General features: G+C 45.1%; 12 protein-coding genes. 9 read left to right on the plus strand and 3 right to left on the minus strand.

From position 1 onward, the window contains the following. The first annotated feature begins 5 nt into the window (after positions 1-5). From HB364_RS16395 to nudK, 6 genes are all read left to right on the plus strand, one after another. The gene (locus HB364_RS16395; RefSeq protein WP_167289297.1) at positions 6-1,241 is read left to right on the plus strand and encodes a hypothetical protein; all 1,236 of its coding nucleotides are present in this window, start codon (positions 6-8) and stop codon (positions 1,239-1,241) included. Continuing rightward, positions 1,234-2,793, plus strand: a complete 1,560-nt coding sequence (locus tag HB364_RS16400) for a hypothetical protein (protein WP_167289298.1) — start codon at positions 1,234-1,236, stop codon at positions 2,791-2,793. Before HB364_RS16395 ends, HB364_RS16400 begins: the two co-directional genes overlap by 8 nt. A gap of 50 nt (positions 2,794-2,843) precedes the next feature. After that, positions 2,844-4,541, plus strand: a complete 1,698-nt coding sequence (locus tag HB364_RS16405) for a hypothetical protein (protein ID WP_167289299.1) — start codon at positions 2,844-2,846, stop codon at positions 4,539-4,541. A gap of 44 nt (positions 4,542-4,585) precedes the next feature. Beyond that, entirely contained in the window at positions 4,586-5,194 is a 609-nt protein-coding gene (locus tag HB364_RS16410; RefSeq protein WP_167289300.1) for an OmpA family protein, read from the plus strand. After that, positions 5,191-5,718: a retropepsin-like aspartic protease family protein gene (locus HB364_RS16415; protein WP_167289301.1), complete on the plus strand. Its 528-nt coding sequence runs from the start codon at positions 5,191-5,193 to the stop codon at positions 5,716-5,718. The genes HB364_RS16410 and HB364_RS16415 overlap by 4 nt, the downstream gene beginning before the upstream one ends. A gap of 308 nt (positions 5,719-6,026) precedes the next feature. After that, positions 6,027-6,608: a GDP-mannose pyrophosphatase NudK gene (nudK, locus tag HB364_RS16420; protein WP_167289302.1), complete on the plus strand. Its 582-nt coding sequence runs from the start codon at positions 6,027-6,029 to the stop codon at positions 6,606-6,608. A gap of 5 nt (positions 6,609-6,613) precedes the next feature. On the opposite strand, the gene HB364_RS16425 is transcribed toward nudK, so the two are convergent. Next, on the minus strand, positions 6,614-7,651 hold the full coding sequence (locus HB364_RS16425; protein WP_167289303.1) for a sensor histidine kinase: 1,038 nt from the start codon (positions 7,649-7,651) through the stop codon (positions 6,614-6,616). A 188-nt stretch (positions 7,652-7,839) separates the two neighbouring features. Here HB364_RS16425 and HB364_RS16430 point away from each other — a divergent pair, with 188 nt between their 5' ends. Further along, the gene (locus tag HB364_RS16430; RefSeq protein ID WP_167289304.1) at positions 7,840-8,853 is read left to right on the plus strand and encodes a LacI family DNA-binding transcriptional regulator; all 1,014 of its coding nucleotides are present in this window, start codon (positions 7,840-7,842) and stop codon (positions 8,851-8,853) included. Here the strand turns inward: HB364_RS16430 and HB364_RS16435 are convergent, their stop codons facing one another. Then, positions 8,854-10,401, minus strand: a complete 1,548-nt coding sequence (locus tag HB364_RS16435) for a glycoside hydrolase family 28 protein (RefSeq protein WP_167289305.1) — start codon at positions 10,399-10,401, stop codon at positions 8,854-8,856. It lies immediately after the preceding gene. Between the two features lie 5 nt (positions 10,402-10,406). After that, positions 10,407-11,933 carry a hypothetical protein gene (locus HB364_RS16440; RefSeq protein WP_167289306.1) on the minus strand — a complete coding sequence of 509 codons (1,527 nt, stop codon included), beginning with the start codon at positions 11,931-11,933 and terminating at the stop codon, positions 10,407-10,409. Positions 11,934-12,097: 164 nt separating this feature from the next. Here HB364_RS16440 and HB364_RS16445 point away from each other — a divergent pair, with 164 nt between their 5' ends. Both HB364_RS16445 and HB364_RS16450 read left to right on the plus strand, forming a co-directional pair. Further along, positions 12,098-13,981, plus strand: coding sequence for a glycoside hydrolase family 97 protein (locus HB364_RS16445; protein WP_167289307.1), 1,884 nt, complete (start codon positions 12,098-12,100; stop codon positions 13,979-13,981). A 76-nt stretch (positions 13,982-14,057) separates the two neighbouring features. Then, positions 14,058-16,109: a glucosidase family protein gene (locus tag HB364_RS16450; RefSeq protein ID WP_208419975.1), complete on the plus strand. Its 2,052-nt coding sequence runs from the start codon at positions 14,058-14,060 to the stop codon at positions 16,107-16,109. The last annotated feature ends 81 nt before the right edge of the window (positions 16,110-16,190 follow it).

Here is a 16,190-nt window from a genome sequence, read left to right on the forward strand (position 1 = left end):
AAGCCATGAAGGGATTTTTAATAGCAGGATTGGTCGTTTTGAGTGCCGCTATGCCGGTAAGGATGTTGGGGAAGGATATAGATAAAGGTAAGCTTGAGAAGGCAAGGGATTATGTGAATGGAAAGATCACTTATTTGTTTCTGGAGGCTTATGTTGAAAGAGATAAGAGTAAGAAAGGTGAATTTGAGTCAATAAAATCCGATTTACAGATTGAGCACGTGTCAAGCGCCAAGGATGCGACAGTGCTTAAGAAAGTGCTTACCGGTAAGTTTACTAGGACCATAGGGCAATTGGTTGACCCTATTAATGGTATAGATATAAGTATGCTTACTGACCTGGAGAATGAGAAAGCCGCCGGTAAGATAGTTGATGATGCTTTTGCCATTCTTTCTGAGAGTTATAAGAAAGAGTATGATTTTCTGCAGGAAAAGCGGGACTTTCTGATAATGGCTATTGTTAATTTCCTGGGGCAAACGGGTGATCCCGGTAATGAAAAACAAAATGGGCGAGGCAGTGAGGGAAATAAGAAGGATACAGTGTTTGTTATGCCACAAAAGGCCGGCTTTTTTAGCAATGATCATTTGTCTATATGGATAGTGTTGCTTTTTCTGGCGATCACAGGGGCGTTCGTTTATTGTATGCGGGAGATAAAATTCCTGCATGAAAAGTTGCGTAAACTTGCGATTGATAATGACACAGCGGCGTTTAACAAAATGGCTGCAAGCGGCAAAGAAACCTGGCATAAGAACTCCACTGGAACGCTTAGTATACGAGACGTGGAAAATGCTGTATTGAACAGCACCGCAGTTCAATCATTGGTTGATGATGTTAATGTTATTAAAAGCATGTTGGAGAAAAAGGATAGTTCAGGTGTTGTCACCTCTGCTCCGGTACAGTCAACAGCCGGAACGCGTGAAGGCAGTAAGGAAGAAGTATTTTATATGGCCGGCCCTGTGAATCACTATTTCCCGCTTTCTGCAAAGTCTGCTACCAGGGAGAATACAGTGTACAAGTTTACGATTAAGAGCAATAAATACGAGGCTATTTATGAGTTGCATACTTCAGGCGCCCCTGTTCATGAAATACTGAGTATGGTAGAAAGCTATATCCGGCCAGCCTGCGATGAGGAGAACCTGCCAGGTGACACCGTACGGAATATTGTTACAAAAACAAAGGGGGTAGCTTTCCTTGAAGGAGACAGATGGATGATCAAAACCAAAGCTATTATACGGTATGAATAATTTTCAGTTGGGAGAACTTATTGGTGTTTGTGTGATCATAGGCTTTCAACTGCTTATTTTCATCAGGACAAGAAACCGGATTTCGGTTTATAAGTCTGTATTTCCCGATGCTGACAATTTTAGGATCATCAGGCCTGGGTTCTTAAAAGAGCATTTTGATCTGCATCCAAGAGAATTGCTGGAAAACCTGAATAAGTATATAGGGGAGAGTGAACCTAAGATTGTTCAAACAGAAATTGTCAGCGAAGGAGGACTGGTTCTGAGGCCGGAGATATATGAGCCAGACAAGCGCATCTTGGTTGAACTAATCTATAGAATGGAAGGGGGAAATCATGTTACGGACAAGATTGTGTATGCATTGAATACTTATCTTATCAGAAACCGCGGTGTAGCGTCTGATTTTCACTTGATAAAAGACGTGGTAGAGCGGAATACTGATGCTGTAGAGGATGATATTAATCAGTCTATTTCATTGCCTTTGTACCTGGGGTTGCTGGGCACTTTTCTGGGAATCGTATTTGGTTTGTTTCAGATATCGGGTGTGGATTTTGCCGCAGACCCAACCGCTTTAGACAGCGCTATTTCTCTATTGTTGGATGGCGTTAAGATCGCCATGATAGCCAGTTTTACCGGGTTGCTTTTTACTGTTATTAATAGTGGTTATTCCTTTAAGGGAGCCAAAGTGCTGGTGGAGGAAAAAAAGAATGACTTTTATACTTTCATTCAGATTGACCTGTTGCCCCTTCTTAATCAGAATATCAACTCGACCTTGTTCTCGCTGCAGAGTAACCTGCACAAGTTTAATGAAGAATTTAAGGAAAACGTGGATAAGTTAAATCTTGCCATGCGAAAAAACCATGACACTATCCTTGCGCAGGAAAGGATTTTGGATGCTTTGGAAAAAAAGGATATTGGAGCTATAGCAAAAGCAAACGTCGTAGTATTGAAAGAGCTACAGGCGGCTACGGATAAGTTCTCCCAATTTAATGTCTATCTGGCGCAGGTCAATGAATTGGTCAATGGTACGAAGGATTTTACCAGTCAGTTGAATGATGTTATTAAGCGTACGGACAATCTGAATGCACTTGGTAAGGGGATTGTGTCGGTATTTGAAGAAAACCAGGCTTTAGCGAAGTTCTTGCAAAGTCATTACAGTTCTTTGGATCAAAGTCATCAATTAATCACTCAGGCTGTTAATGGGGTAGGTAATACGCTGGATGAAACGCTTGTGAAACTGAAAGAGTTTACGCAGGAGCGGATCAATGAGGTACAGAAGATCACCCTAAGCGAAATAAACCTGATGCAGGAGCAGTATCCTGAGAAGTGGAAGAAACTGGATAACCTGATCCATTTGGAAACATTAAATAAGAACTTGTCTGATATAAAGATGAGTAGTGCAGCTCAGGTGGGAAGTATTGCGCTTGAACTTGAATCTATAAATAATAGGTTACAAGTGTTAAATGAAAGTATTGATAATGCAAGTAGAAATGGGCGTTGGAATATAATAACCCGTGTGTGGGGGAAGACGAAAAAGGTATTTGGGTTTAATTAATCAAGATGATTTAACTTATTATGGGGTTGTTAATTTTCAAATATAGCCAGTTGTTAGTGCCTTTTGGAGTTTTGGTGCTTCTTTGTATATCGTATAAGAACTTTTTTATTCTGTGTGGGGAATATTTTGTTCGTCGATTGGCTGCTATTATGTTGCTTATATTCGCGGTCATTTGTTTTGTATTTGGTATTCATTCTTCTGTGTTTTCTTCTTATGATATATTTAATAGCAGGGAAATCGATTCTGGATATGATTGGTTTAATTCATTTGATGTAATTAGGTTTCCTTTTGATCAATTAACGATCGCAAGTCAGTTTTCGCCAGAAAGTCACTTGCCGGTATCAGCGAAGTATGATAATACGCTTATTGGTCATTATTATTTTGTTGTTGATAAAAGCGGGTCTATGGCTCTGGATAGTGTTAGTGTTAAAAAGTTTGCCAGCTTAAAAGAGATTTTGTTGGACTCTATAAAAAATAATAAATTCTCACCTAAAAATGATGTTTGTTTTAACAATCTGGAGATTGAAGATTGTATTTTAGTCAGCTTAGTTTTGTCATTATATCATGCTCCGAACCAATATCCAAAATCTTTTACAATTGATTTTTATTTGGGGAAAGATTCAACTGTTTCCTTGACTGATGAGGAATTGAAAACTGATACATTAACATTTTCCAAGTTTTTAGGACTTTATTGTACAAAAAAGCCGAAAATCAATAAAAAATCTGAGAGCAGTGATTTTACTTCTATATGTAGTCGAATGATGAAGAAGAATATTCTGGATCCTGCAAGAAGTCATATGGTGACTATTGTGAGTGACTTTAAGCATGAAGTTGCAGCTTCAAGAAAAACTTTATCTGAACTTGGTTATTCTATTGATAGGTTAAACGAAAAGCATGTTTATCAGCTAAATATTGTAAAAGTTAATGGTTTTGCCGTTAATATGACTGAAGCAGATCCTACTATTAACAGATTTAGGCAATTGTCTGATAAGACCAATTATTATGAATTAGACGATTTGTATATTAAATCAGAAAATCCTTTTGAGTTTATAAGATCAGTAACATATCCTGTGGTTGAAGATACCTTATCCTCTATAATTTTCTATTATCCTTGTAAGCAAGGAGGATTTAATAGCAATTCTGTTACAAAGGTGATGTTTGATAGTATTGCAAAGCCGTTAGATTTATATATTGGTGTCAAAGAGCAGGATATTTATATGCCAGATGAGAGTGTTTATCTTAGAGCGACGGAATATAATTATTTAGCTAAACTTAGCAGGCCTATGAAAGTTCCTGTTTACCCGGACATCCCCCTGGTCCTGGAATTCCCTCATGGCGATAAGATTTGTGGTGAGTATTATATGGAAGTGTATGGTAATTTTATCGGTAAGAGAATAAAAATACCGATAATGTTTAAAGAAGTTTTGCCACCCACTTCATCTATTGTACTTGTTTTTCTTTATTTCCTACTGTTTACTTGTGGCTATTTAATGTTCTTCTATTTGTTGCAAAGATTTAAAGAGATGAAATTATATACCAATGATGTAAAAGTATCTTTTTATATTCTATTGCTTGTGTTAAGTGCTGCTTTGTTTCTTGTATATTTTGTTGAATATATTTGGTTTACATACAAGGTTTTGTCTTTAAATCGTTCTTTTATAAAAATATTCCTGGTTTTTTTATTTCTATTTATTGTTTTTTTAGTTGGGTTATTAAAGATGTTTAAATATTCTAAAATATCGCAGTGAAAGGAGCAAGAGAAAATTCCTTTTGGCCCAGTTATACTGACTTAATGACGAGTCTGTTCTTTGTTATGCTGGTATTGTATGTGTTAACTTATGTGCGGCTTAATACAACGATCAAGCTTCAGAAGGAAAAGCTGGCCATTATTGAAACGGTTGAAGAAAACCTGAAGCCTTTGAAAAGCGACTCAACGTTGTTTACCTACGAAGAAGAGTTTAAACGGTTTAAGCTTTCTTTCGATGTAAAGTTTGAAGTGGATCAATTCCAGATCAGCTACAGCAAACTGGAAAATTACGGAACAACAGTCATGAAAATTGACAGGGCCGGCGCTCAACTGAAATCCATTATTGATAACCTGAAACAGGCCAAGGAAGCTGATCCCAAACTGAAAAATGTTTCTTATATTTTAGCTATTGCCGGTTATGCCTCTAAGACCGGGGAAAAGTATCATAATTATGAACTTAGCTATAAACGTGCCTTGAGCTTGCGTGATTATTGGCATTCAAAGGGGATTGATTTTGAGGCGCCGGAGTATAAAGGATTGATTGATCTTCAGATATCCGGTAATGGCTGGGGTGGGGTAGGACGGCTGGAAAAAGAAGAAGATAATCAACGTTTCCTTATTCAGATATTTCCTAAAATCGGTGACTTCAAATGAGCAGAATAATCTTCTATATTATAACTGTTGTCCTCTTGCTTCCCGGTTGTTCGGGTTGTTCAAAGTCGGGCAGAATTAAAAAGAGTGACGGAGACATAGTGTCTCCCGGAACCAACACAGGAAGTAGGAAGTTTTCCGGCAGAACTATTGTTAAAATGGTAAAGGATAATGGCGTCTATAAAATACCGGTCACCGTAAATGGTGTGAGCATGGAATTTATCTTTGATACCGGAGCTGGTTTGATCTCTATTTCCAATGTAGAGGCATCTTATCTCTATAAACAGGGTAAATTGACGAAGGATGATGTTATCGGAACGGCTAATTTTATTGATGCCAACGGAGATATTTCAGTAGGTACAATTATTAGTTTAAAGGAAATTACGATAGGAAATAGAACTATTTATAATGTACAAGCTTCTGTGGTTGACAATTCTATCGCTCCTCTTTTGATGGGACAATCTGCGTTAGAGAATTTTGGTAAGATATCCATTGACTATAAGCGGTCAGAGATAACATTCGAATGATGCTGCTATGGATCACTGAGAAACTTTCTCCTGCATGAGCGCCACCTCTAAACCATCTTGCATTATTTACTTAGTTATAGCTTTACTGTTAGCTGGTTGTTTTACCTGCGCTACCAGGAAAAGATCAGGTTGTAAATGCTGGGACGGATGGGATAGCCATGCAACCGGGCGAGGCGCTTGCTCACATCATGGCGGCGTGCTATATTGGAAGCATACTTATTGGTGGGATTAGCAGACTACAACCTGATTCCGATATGGAGATGTCTTTAAAGGATTGAAACATAGAATTGTTAGTATCTTAGCAGGGTATGACAAATAACACGATCAAGATACTGCAAACAGAAGTACTCTCCAATAACTGGTACACCCTTCGGAAGATCACGTACGAATACCTGAAGCCCGATGGCAGCCGGGAAACGCAAAGCCGGGAGGCTTATGACCGGGGCAATGGTGCTACCATCCTGTTGTATAATACAACTTCTAAAACCGTGATCCTGACCCGCCAGTTCCGGATGCCGACTTTCCTGAATGGCAATGAAAGCGGTATGCTGATTGAAGCCTGTGCCGGACTGCTGGATAAAGATAACCCCGAAGATTGCATCCGGCGCGAAACAGAAGAAGAGACAGGCTATAAAGTTTCCCATGTACGCAAGGTATTTGAAGCTTATATGTCGCCGGGGTCGGTGACGGAGATCCTGTATTTCTTTGTAGCAGAATATACAAAAGAAATGAAAGTGCATGAAGGTGGAGGCATTGAACATGAACAGGAGAATATTGAGGTGCTGGAACTGCCTTTCAGCAAAGCCCTGGAGATGATAAGCACCGGTGAGATTAAAGACGCCAAGACAATTATGTTATTACAATATGCTCAATTGCACCAGTTGGCGTAGATATATCACTCTTCCACCTGTATCAGCGGCAGCACCACCGCAAATGTTTTCTCGTCTTCCTGAACGATGATGTCTTCCTGTTTCAGCAACTTGTATTTCTTCACGATGTTGTTGAGTCCTACTTTATTCGAAGAGATACGTTTTTTGCGTTGCAGGTTGTTGGAGACCAGTAACCGAGGACCAGCAATGGTAGTGATCAGGATCTGCAGGGGGCGGTCTTTCATCATCACATTATGCTTCACCGCATTCTCTACCAGCATCTGCAGGGTAAGGGAGGGAATACGGTGCCATACCAACTCATCCGGAATGTCTACTTCCAGGAACAGGCTGTCGCCATAACGCGTTTTGAGGAGGTGATAATAAGACTGAATGAACTGCATTTCCACCCATAAGGGCGCCAGGTCTTCTTCATTGTTGCGCAGCAGGTAGCGGTATACTTTGCACATCTCATCCAGGAACTTCTCCGCCTTGGCGGGATCTTCACTGATGAGGGAGGAGAGGGAGTTGAGGCTGTTGAACAGGAAGTGCGGGTTTACCTGGGCTTTAAGGCTCTCCAGTTGGGTTTGCAGGTTTTCCTTTTTGAGTTGTTCCGCTTCGTCTGTCACTTTTTTCCACTTTTCATAAAATGCCACCCCTTCATGGAAACTGGCAGCCAGCACGGTTGTGCCCGCTCCTGAAACAGCGCCCAGGAACATATGCCACAGGTTGAGCTGGTATTGAAAGAAATGTAAACGGTCATATAGCAGGCAGGCCAGGACTACCGTGATGACCGTAATGATCACGTATAGGGCCATGGACAGCAATACCCGTTTGATGGTTTGGTTGTATCTCGGATACCGGGCATTCATGACCAGGGCAATGATGATCTGCAGGTACCAGGAAACAAGGCCAATGCTGGCGGATAGGAGGGTGGTCCACCCAAAGATAGCTGCTCCGGAAAAGTATCGTTTTCCGAAAATACAATAATTAACCAGTATGATGCCCGGCGGTAATAACAAGCCAATGATCAACCAGTCCTTCTTGGTATAGTATGCCAATTTCATAAGTGCTGAAAGGACAGGCTAAAATAACAGGCTGTTACGGCTATACCTAATGCTGCTGTATGAATTGAGGGGAATGCTGTTTGAATTGAATGTATTATCCGGCCAGGGTATTCCCGCGTCCTTCACTACTTGTCGCTTTTACGGAATGGTTGCGTATCTTTAGCCCCGCCTGAAATACCTGTTGTCATATGGAACCTGTTAACCTGAAAAGGCTGGCCAAAGAGCTCAATCTCGCCATTTCCACGGTATCCCGCGCCCTGCGGGATAGTTATGATATCAGTCCGGAGACCAAGAAACGGGTGTTTGAACTGGCGCAAAAGCTGAATTACGAGCCCAATCCCTATGCCAGCAGCCTGCGCAAGCAGAAAAGCCGGACGATAGCGGTGGTGATCCCTGAGGTGGCCAATAATTTCTTCTCCCTGGCCATTAATGGCATTGAATCCATTGCCCAGGAGAAAGGATACCACGTATTGATCTACCTCACCCATGAAGATTACCAGAAAGAGGTGTCTATCACGCGCCACCTGCAAAGCGGGCGGGTGGATGGTATTTTGATGTCTTTATCGGCCAATACGGAAGACAGTAATCATATAGTAGAACTGCATAATAAGGGAATACCTATTATCTTTTTTGACAGGGTGAGCGATGCCATTGATACTTCCCGGATCACCACGGATGATTATGACAGTGGCTTCAAGGCCACCGAGCACCTGATACAGAGCGGGTGTAAGCATATTGCCTACCTGTCGTTCTCCCAACACTTATCCATTACCAATAAACGGATGCGCGGTTACCTCGAAGCGCTGGAGCATTATAATATTAAGCCCGACCGTAAGCTGGTAATACAATGCAGCAGCGATAACGGGCAGAGCTACCCCTTGCTGCGTAAGCTGTTATCCGGCAAGAAACGGCCGGATGGTATTTTTGCTTCTGTAGAAAAGCTGGCCATTGCCAGCTATCATGTATGTGATGAGCTGAAGATCGCTATACCGGACGATATTAAAGTGATCAGTTTCTCGAACCTGGAAACCGCCTCCCTGTTAAACCCTTCGCTGACCACCATTACACAGCCCGCTTTTGACATTGGCAAGAAAGCCGCCTCGGTATTGTTTCGCAGGCTGGAAAAGAGCCGGTCTGGCTTTATGAGCGAAACGGTGGTGCTGAAGTCTACGCTGATGCCGCGGAATTCAACGAAAGTATAGTTACAGTGCTTTCGCTACCGGAGTAACGTATTTTACTTTACCCGTCTTTACTCCCTTACTGTCTTTGCCTTCTATTTTAACGAAAGTGGCGGCGCGGCCTGTGACGGTGAAATCGTCTACTTTAGCGCCCTGCACATTTTCCAGCCGTACTATTGATGCTGCGCCTGCGGCAGCAGGAAGGGTCCAGCCGGTGAGCTCAATGTCTTGTCCATCTTCTGCAATAAAGGCCGGCCGGAGATCATCGGATGCCAGGGTGAGTTTGATGTTCTTTAGTTTCAGTCCCTTCACATGACGGGCCCAGATACCCCAGGCAGGGATGAGCGGACCAAATGTTTTTACTTCCGGGTATTGATCAATCGCCTCCGGTACTGCATGGCGGGCATTTTCTGCCGTACCGCCACCTGCCAGGCTGATCTCAATGTTTTCCAGCGTTACATTGCTGATGTAATGACCGGGCACCCCGGTGATGAGGATGCCAGAAGGTGGTTTTAGTTGAGCATCGGCGGCCGCCTCTGCTTTTACATTGCGGATGACTACATTATCAAACGTGCCGGTAGGCTGTTGGGTATCTTTCCCTTTGCGGAATACATTGAGCCGGGAGCCGAGGCGCAGCAGCATAGGCGTGCGCACGTTTTTCATGGTGATATCCGATATGGTAATGTTGCGCAGGTGAGCGCCGTCAACCGTAAGCAGTTTAATACCGCCATTGCGCGTATCATAGATATCGCAGTGAGAGATGTTGATCTCTTCAAAGGGCGCCATGGATTCTGTACCCATTTTAATAGCAGCCTGGTTGCTTTTCAGCTTCAGGCGGGTAACCGTAATGTTTTTACAGGCCATGGTACTGGAAGTGGTTTTAAAACAAAGGGCGTCATCACCACTTACCACATCACAATCGCGGATCTGTACCTGCTGGCAGCCATCAATGTCCATACCATCATTGTGCGCCACGCCATGGCTTACAATTTTTACGTTTTCTATCAATATCTGTTTGCTTTGGAAGTAGTGGGAGGTCCAGGCGGCTGCATAATACAGGGAAACGCCGCGTACGGTAACATCTGTACAACGTACAATGCGCAGCAGGAAAGGACGACGGCCCCATATTTTGGATTCGCCGCGGTTATCAGTTAAGATATGCTGCGCTTTCAGTTTGGCCCCCTGGCCGTCAATAGCACCTTCCCCTTCAATGCCGATATGCTGCACATCTACTGCTACCAGCAAGGCCCAGCCTACATCAATACCGAGGCCATCGGTAAAAGGATCAATGTTGTCATAATGTTCAATATTGGTGCTGCCCAGTATGAGGGCATCTTTTTGCAGCAGCAGAGTCACATTGTTTTTGATCACAATGGTACCCGACAGGTATTTGCCGGCAGGAAAGATGACTTTGCCACCGCCCTTTTGTGTACAGGCATCAATGGCCTGCTGAATAGCTTTGGAGTCGAGGGTGGTACCGTCGCCGGTAGCGCCGTAGTCTTTTACGTTGACATCTGCTGCTTGTGTGTATAGCGATGATGCGAGTAGTAAAAGGAGGAGGTACTTTTTCATATAAATTATTTCTGCTGTCTTGCTTTTAGTTGTGCCATGTACAGGGAAGTTGGTTGTAAACCATCTTTATTTTGTCCTTCCCATTCTCCGTCGGGCCGGCCTTTGAGGCGGCCATCAAATTTTTCGCCTTTCATGCCAATGTTATAGTTTTTGCCGGATGCCCAGGGACTTTGTACGGCAGCTCTCTTTACCGTGCAATTCCACAATACCTGGGTAACGCCAGCCCAGCCATGACCACTGCCCCAGTTGCCCCTGTCCTGTACATTGATCTCACCATCGGTAATGATGTTATCATACAAGGTGCCTACTGCCCAGCGGTGGTGCGGACCAATATCTGCATGGGTGTTTTTAGCCATACAGTTGTAAAATACATTGGGGCCAAGGGTTTTGGAACCGGTCACATAATCATGCCTGCCTTCGGTAGTGTGGCAGTTCATAAACAGGTTGCACTGGCCATTGTTGGCGAAAGAATAACGCCTGCCGCCGGTGATCTTTGATTTGGCATCCAGGCATTTGCTGTCCTTAACAGTAATGTACCGGGCATTGCCACCGAGGTTTACACAAGAGTAGCCAAAGTAGCGCGAAGTGACATTCCTTACCCAGCCATGCTCTGCTTTGTTGATAGCAATGGCATCCCAGGCATGGTTCTCTGCCGTATCACTGCTGTATACCGATTCCAGGTAGAGGTTTTCAACGCCTACCTCGCGGATGCGGCCGGTGAAGGTGTATTTATAGATCTCGCCGCCGCCATACTGTGCATCCAGGGCCAGCATGACCGGATTGTCAATAAATATTTTGTTGCCTTCTATTTTAGTGATCACCCTTTCAAATTCCAGGTTGTATTCTCCTGCCTTCCATTGTTTGGTGCCGCCGCGTTCTTCTATCTGGTCCATTTTGGTGTCCTGGATCCACTTCTCGGTACCCGGTCTGTTCAATATGATGGCATCACCTACCTGTAAGCCTTTAGCGTCGCTTATATGGAAGGAAAAGCTGCCTACGGGTACGTAAGGATCGGTGATCTTTATCCGGTCGCCTGCAGGCTGCAGATTGCCGCTGCCGGTGATGGCGATCAATGGCTTTTGTGTATTGGCTGTAGCTACCAGTTTGGTACCGTTTTCTGTATCGCCTTCACCCCGTAATACAATGCCGCCTGTTTTGATCTCCAGTGTAGCAGGGAGCTGATAGGTGCCCTTTTTTAAAAGGATGGTTCCCCGGAAACCGTTCTTATCAGGGGCTTTGGCCGATAGTGCATCAATGGCTGCCTGGATCTGCTGTGCCGCCTCTGCTGATGGTGTAATGGTGATGGCCACGGGAATAGTGGGAATGGCTTTATCGCCCTGGTAGTAACCTACCCGGCTAAAGTCGGGAATGATATTGCCTTTTTCATCGGGCGTATAGGTGAGGCTGCCGTTTTTACCGGCTTGTACGAATCTTGACTCCCATTGTATACTGCGGGTAACCGTAAAGGCCATTACAGATAACAGGGGAACGGCTATTAAGGGAAGATGTTTTCGTTTCAGCAATGCAAGCATGATCTGTTAATTGATGAATTGGATAATGTTCAATAAGCTACCCAATATTCCTACAAAATCCGGGTATTAGGAAGGGGATGACAGAATAGTTGAATGCTTTGCCAATAATATCAAAAAGAGGCTAGTTATTTATTAGTCTATTGCAGTTTTCAACACCTTGCCATATGAATATAAAATCGTTATTGTACGTCCTGCTTTGCGGGTTGTTGTTTACGACGCCTGTTATCGCTGCGGATATCGCTACTGTGTTAAGTCCTGACGGACAAATCAGTTTCCGCCTGTTTGTGGAGAACCATCAACTGTATTGCCATGCCAGTTTTCGCAACCAGCCGGTATTGGATAATACACCGGTGGTGGTATCCCTGGATGGTAAAACCCTGACCCGTGATATTACAACGGGTAGTATAAAAACCTACACGATCAACGAACGTTACCCCTGGCTGGGTGTTCATGCGACGGCTGTTAACCATTGCAACGGGGTCACTATTCCTGTACAACATGCTGTTGCTGCTTATACTATTGAGGTGCGGGTATTCAATAATGGGGTAGCCTTCAGGACGATTATTCCCGGTAAGCCGGAGCAACACCGGGTACCGGATGAAGCTACCGTTTTTGCCATACCTGCCGGTAGCACGCTGTGGTACCATGATATGGAAATACATTATGAAAGTGTGCATGCCAAAAAAGATATTGCACAGGTGCAGGCCGGTGAGTGGGCGGCTCCCCCTGCTACTTTTAAACTGCCCTGGGGCGGTTATGCTTCTATTACAGAAGCCGACCTGCGCAATTATGCCGGTATGTCGTTACAGGCTGATGGGAAAAATGGTTTGATGATCCGCCTGCCACAGCACCAGCCTACTTCTTATCCCTATCGTTTGCGGTATAGTGCGGAGGATACTGCCCGGTTGAAGCAACCTGCTGCTGTTACGGGCACTATTACCACTCCCTGGCGTGTGGTGATGATGGGCGCTGATTTGGGTGCGATGGTGAATAATGATATGGTGCACAATCTTTGTCCGCCTCCTGATGCTGCTTTGTTTCCGCAAGGATTTAAAACATCCTGGGTAAAGCCGGGACGTGCGGTATGGAAATACCTGGATGGCGGTGGCGATGGCACACCGGAAGTAATGAAAAAGTTTACGGATGGGGCCGCCGCATTGGGCTTTGAGCACAATATTTTGGAAGGTTTCTGGTCAAGGTGGAGCGATGCCGATATACGGGACCTGGTTAATTATTCCCGCCAGAAAGGTGTGGGCATCTGGTTCTGGAAACATTCCAAAAGTCTGCGTGACCCTAAAGCAAGAGATTCTTTTTTCCGCAGGTGTCATGACCTCGGCGTGGCGGGCGCCAAGATAGATTTCTTTGATCATGAAGCCAAAGAGGTGATTGACCTGTACCAGGCTATTTTAAAAGAAGCTGCACAATATAAGATCCTGTTGGATTTTCATGGCGCCAATAAGCCTACCGGACAATTGCGTACCTGGCCCAATGAGTTGACCCTCGAATCTGTGAAAGGAATGGAATCAAGCAGACTGTTAGACAGGGCCACGCATGAAACGACGATCCCTTTCACCCGTTTGCTGGCAGGGCCGGCTGAATATACGGTGCTGCATTTTGGTGAGCGGCGGAAGAATACCACCTGGGCGCACCAGATTGCCAGTGCGGCTATTGTAAGTTCACCACTGCTAACCTATGCGGCTCATCCGGAGAATATATTGGCCAACCCGGCGGTGGAGATCATTAAAAGCATACCCTCTGTTTGGGATGAAACGATTGTGTTGCCCGGATCGGCCATTGGTGAGCTGGCAGCTTTTGCACGTCGTAAAGGCAATACCTGGTTTGTAGCGGTGATGAATGGGGTGAGTGAAAGGTCGCTGAAGATATCGCTCAGCTTTTTGGGCAAGGGTAATTATAAGGCATTGGTAGCGCTGGACGATCCCGGTAATCCTGCTGCTGTTATTATGCAACAGGAAATGTATAAGCAGGGTGATGCGATCATCTTACCCTTGCAAAGCGGGGGTGGGTATATTATGAAGCTGGAGCAATAACGATGTTCCGGTTCGTGAGGACACGAACCGGTGCGCGTGAGTCGTAACAAGAATTGTTTAAACTGTACATTGCTATATGAATAAGATGGTTTGTTGTAAACGTTTTTTGACAGGCGTTGCTTTGCTATTAACACATGGCCTGATGGCGCAATCACCGGCCCAACAGGACCGCTGGGCGATCCAGCCGGACGGCAGTATCCTGTGGACGGTGAACGGCCGGTTGCCACACCGTGATCATATTGAGATGAGCGGGGAGAAGGTTTCCCTGTGGGTACAATACGGGGTAGACACCAGTGGCAAGTTATCCCTTAACCGCACGATGGTATTCCCCACTTTCCGGTTGTTGCCACAACGCACGATTGCCAGTATGACGTATAATGTGACTGATTACTATCTGCCGCGTTTCCTGATCAATGACCGGTTACTGAAAGCCGGTGTATATAATGCCGCGGTGGCGGAAGATATGCCGGAGCAGGTGATCAGTATACGTCATAAAGGGATTATGGAGGTGATCAGTACGATCGGAAGAAATAAAGATGTTTTACTGAAACGGACTTTATTCCCTTCTGTAGAAAAACCGGTAGCCCTGGAAAAATGGGTGTTTGTGAATACCGGTAAGCAAGCTGTGAAGATTGAGATGGAATACCTGCAACGCGTGGTGAAGCCTGCTGCTGAACGCACCACGCCTGCACAACACAGTTTTGTGGTATCTACGATTGGTGAAGGATTGAAAACGGTAGCGCCCGGCGACTCGGTAACGTTTGCTCTTAGCTACCAGGCTGTACGGAAAGATGCTGTTCCCGCAGTGGCCAATGTGCCGGCCGAAGAGCAGGGTAGGCGGCAACGCGTAACCGATATCCTGTCGAAGCTGCAACTGGAAACACCGGATGAGATGCTGAACACTGCTTTTGCCTTTGCCAAGATCAGGGCTACGGAAAGTATTTATCTTACCAAAGGTGGTTACCTGCATGGTCCGGGCGGACTGCGTTATTATGCGGCTATCTGGGCCAATGACCAGGCTGAATATATTAATCCTTTCTTTGCTTTCCTGGGTGATGAGGTAGGCAATAAATCGGCCATGAATGCTTACCGCTGGTTTGCCCGCTATATGAACCCGGATTATAAACCTATTCCCAGTTCCATTATTGCCGAAGGCGATGGTACCTGGCATGGCGCCAAAGACCGGGGCGATATGGCGATGATCGCTTATGGGGCCGGTCGGTATGCATTGGCTTATGGGAATACGGATTCGGCCAAAGTATTGTGGCCATTGATAGAATGGTGCCTGGAATACCTGCGCCGGCAGGTGAATGAACAGGGCGTGGTTAAGTCCAACAGTGATGAACTGGAAGGCCGTTTCCCGGCGGGTAAGGCTAACCTAAATACCAGTATTTTGTATTATGATGCGTTGCGTTCGGCCGTGATGCTGGGCAAACAGTTGGCGGTACCGAAAGCGCAACTGACGAAGTACCAGCAGGAGGCTACCGTACTACGTGCTAATATTGATCAATACTTTGGCGCTACTGTGGAAGGGTTTAAAACTTATCGTTATTATGAGGGGAATGATACGTTGCGCGCCTGGATATGTTCCCCGCTGATCGTGGATATTTTTGACCGTAAGGAAGGGACGATTGCTGCTTTGTTCTCTCCACGCCTGTGGACAGAAGACGGGCTGGCATCCCTGGCTGGTAATAAGACTTTCTGGGACCGTTCTACCCTGTATGCCCTGCGTGGTGTATTTGCGGCCGGTGAAACCCAGAAGGCTTTTGACTACCTGCAATATTATTCACGCCGCCGGTTGCTGGGCGAGCATGTACCTTATGCCGTGGAGGCCTACCCGGAGGGTAACCAACGCCACCTGTCGGCAGAAAGCGGTCTTTACTGCCGTATTTATACAGAGGGTATGTTTGGCATGCGTCCTACCGGGTTGAACAGCTTTGACTGTACGCCGCACCTGCCGGCAGGCTGGAATAAGATGGCCCTGCGCAAGGTGTATGCTTTCGGCCATGTATTTGACCTGGAAGTGTTGCGGGCTGCCAATGGCAAGCTGGATGTTGTGATCAGTAACGAGGGGAAGACGAAGAAGTATACTATCAGGGAAGGAGCTACGCTTACTGTAATACTCTGAGGTCCGAAGTCTGAAGCTGGAATTGATGGTCAGACCTCAGACTTCGTACTTCCGGCTTCAGACTTCTGTATCCCGGTAAAA

Source organism: Paraflavitalea devenefica (assembly GCF_011759375.1).
Lineage (GTDB): Bacteria > Bacteroidota > Bacteroidia > Chitinophagales > Chitinophagaceae > Paraflavitalea > Paraflavitalea devenefica.

What these genes read in the sequence shown, in the direction of transcription:
- HB364_RS16425 (WP_167289303.1), bottom strand. Translation starts at nt 7,651, where the DNA reads ATGAAATTGGCATACTATACCAAGAAGGACTGGTTGATCATTGGCTTG.
- HB364_RS16410 (WP_167289300.1), top strand. Translation starts at nt 4,586, where the DNA reads ATGACGAGTCTGTTCTTTGTTATGCTGGTATTGTATGTGTTAACTTAT.
- HB364_RS16395 (WP_167289297.1), top strand. Translation starts at nt 6, where the DNA reads ATGAAGGGATTTTTAATAGCAGGATTGGTCGTTTTGAGTGCCGCTATG.
- HB364_RS16415 (WP_167289301.1), top strand. Translation starts at nt 5,191, where the DNA reads ATGAGCAGAATAATCTTCTATATTATAACTGTTGTCCTCTTGCTTCCC.
- HB364_RS16435 (WP_167289305.1), bottom strand. Translation starts at nt 10,401, where the DNA reads ATGAAAAAGTACCTCCTCCTTTTACTACTCGCATCATCGCTATACACA.
- HB364_RS16430 (WP_167289304.1), top strand. Translation starts at nt 7,840, where the DNA reads ATGGAACCTGTTAACCTGAAAAGGCTGGCCAAAGAGCTCAATCTCGCC.
- HB364_RS16450 (WP_208419975.1), top strand. Translation starts at nt 14,058, where the DNA reads ATGAATAAGATGGTTTGTTGTAAACGTTTTTTGACAGGCGTTGCTTTG.
- nudK (WP_167289302.1), top strand. Translation starts at nt 6,027, where the DNA reads ATGACAAATAACACGATCAAGATACTGCAAACAGAAGTACTCTCCAAT.
- HB364_RS16440 (WP_167289306.1), bottom strand. Translation starts at nt 11,933, where the DNA reads ATGCTTGCATTGCTGAAACGAAAACATCTTCCCTTAATAGCCGTTCCC.
- HB364_RS16400 (WP_167289298.1), top strand. Translation starts at nt 1,234, where the DNA reads ATGAATAATTTTCAGTTGGGAGAACTTATTGGTGTTTGTGTGATCATA.
- HB364_RS16445 (WP_167289307.1), top strand. Translation starts at nt 12,098, where the DNA reads ATGAATATAAAATCGTTATTGTACGTCCTGCTTTGCGGGTTGTTGTTT.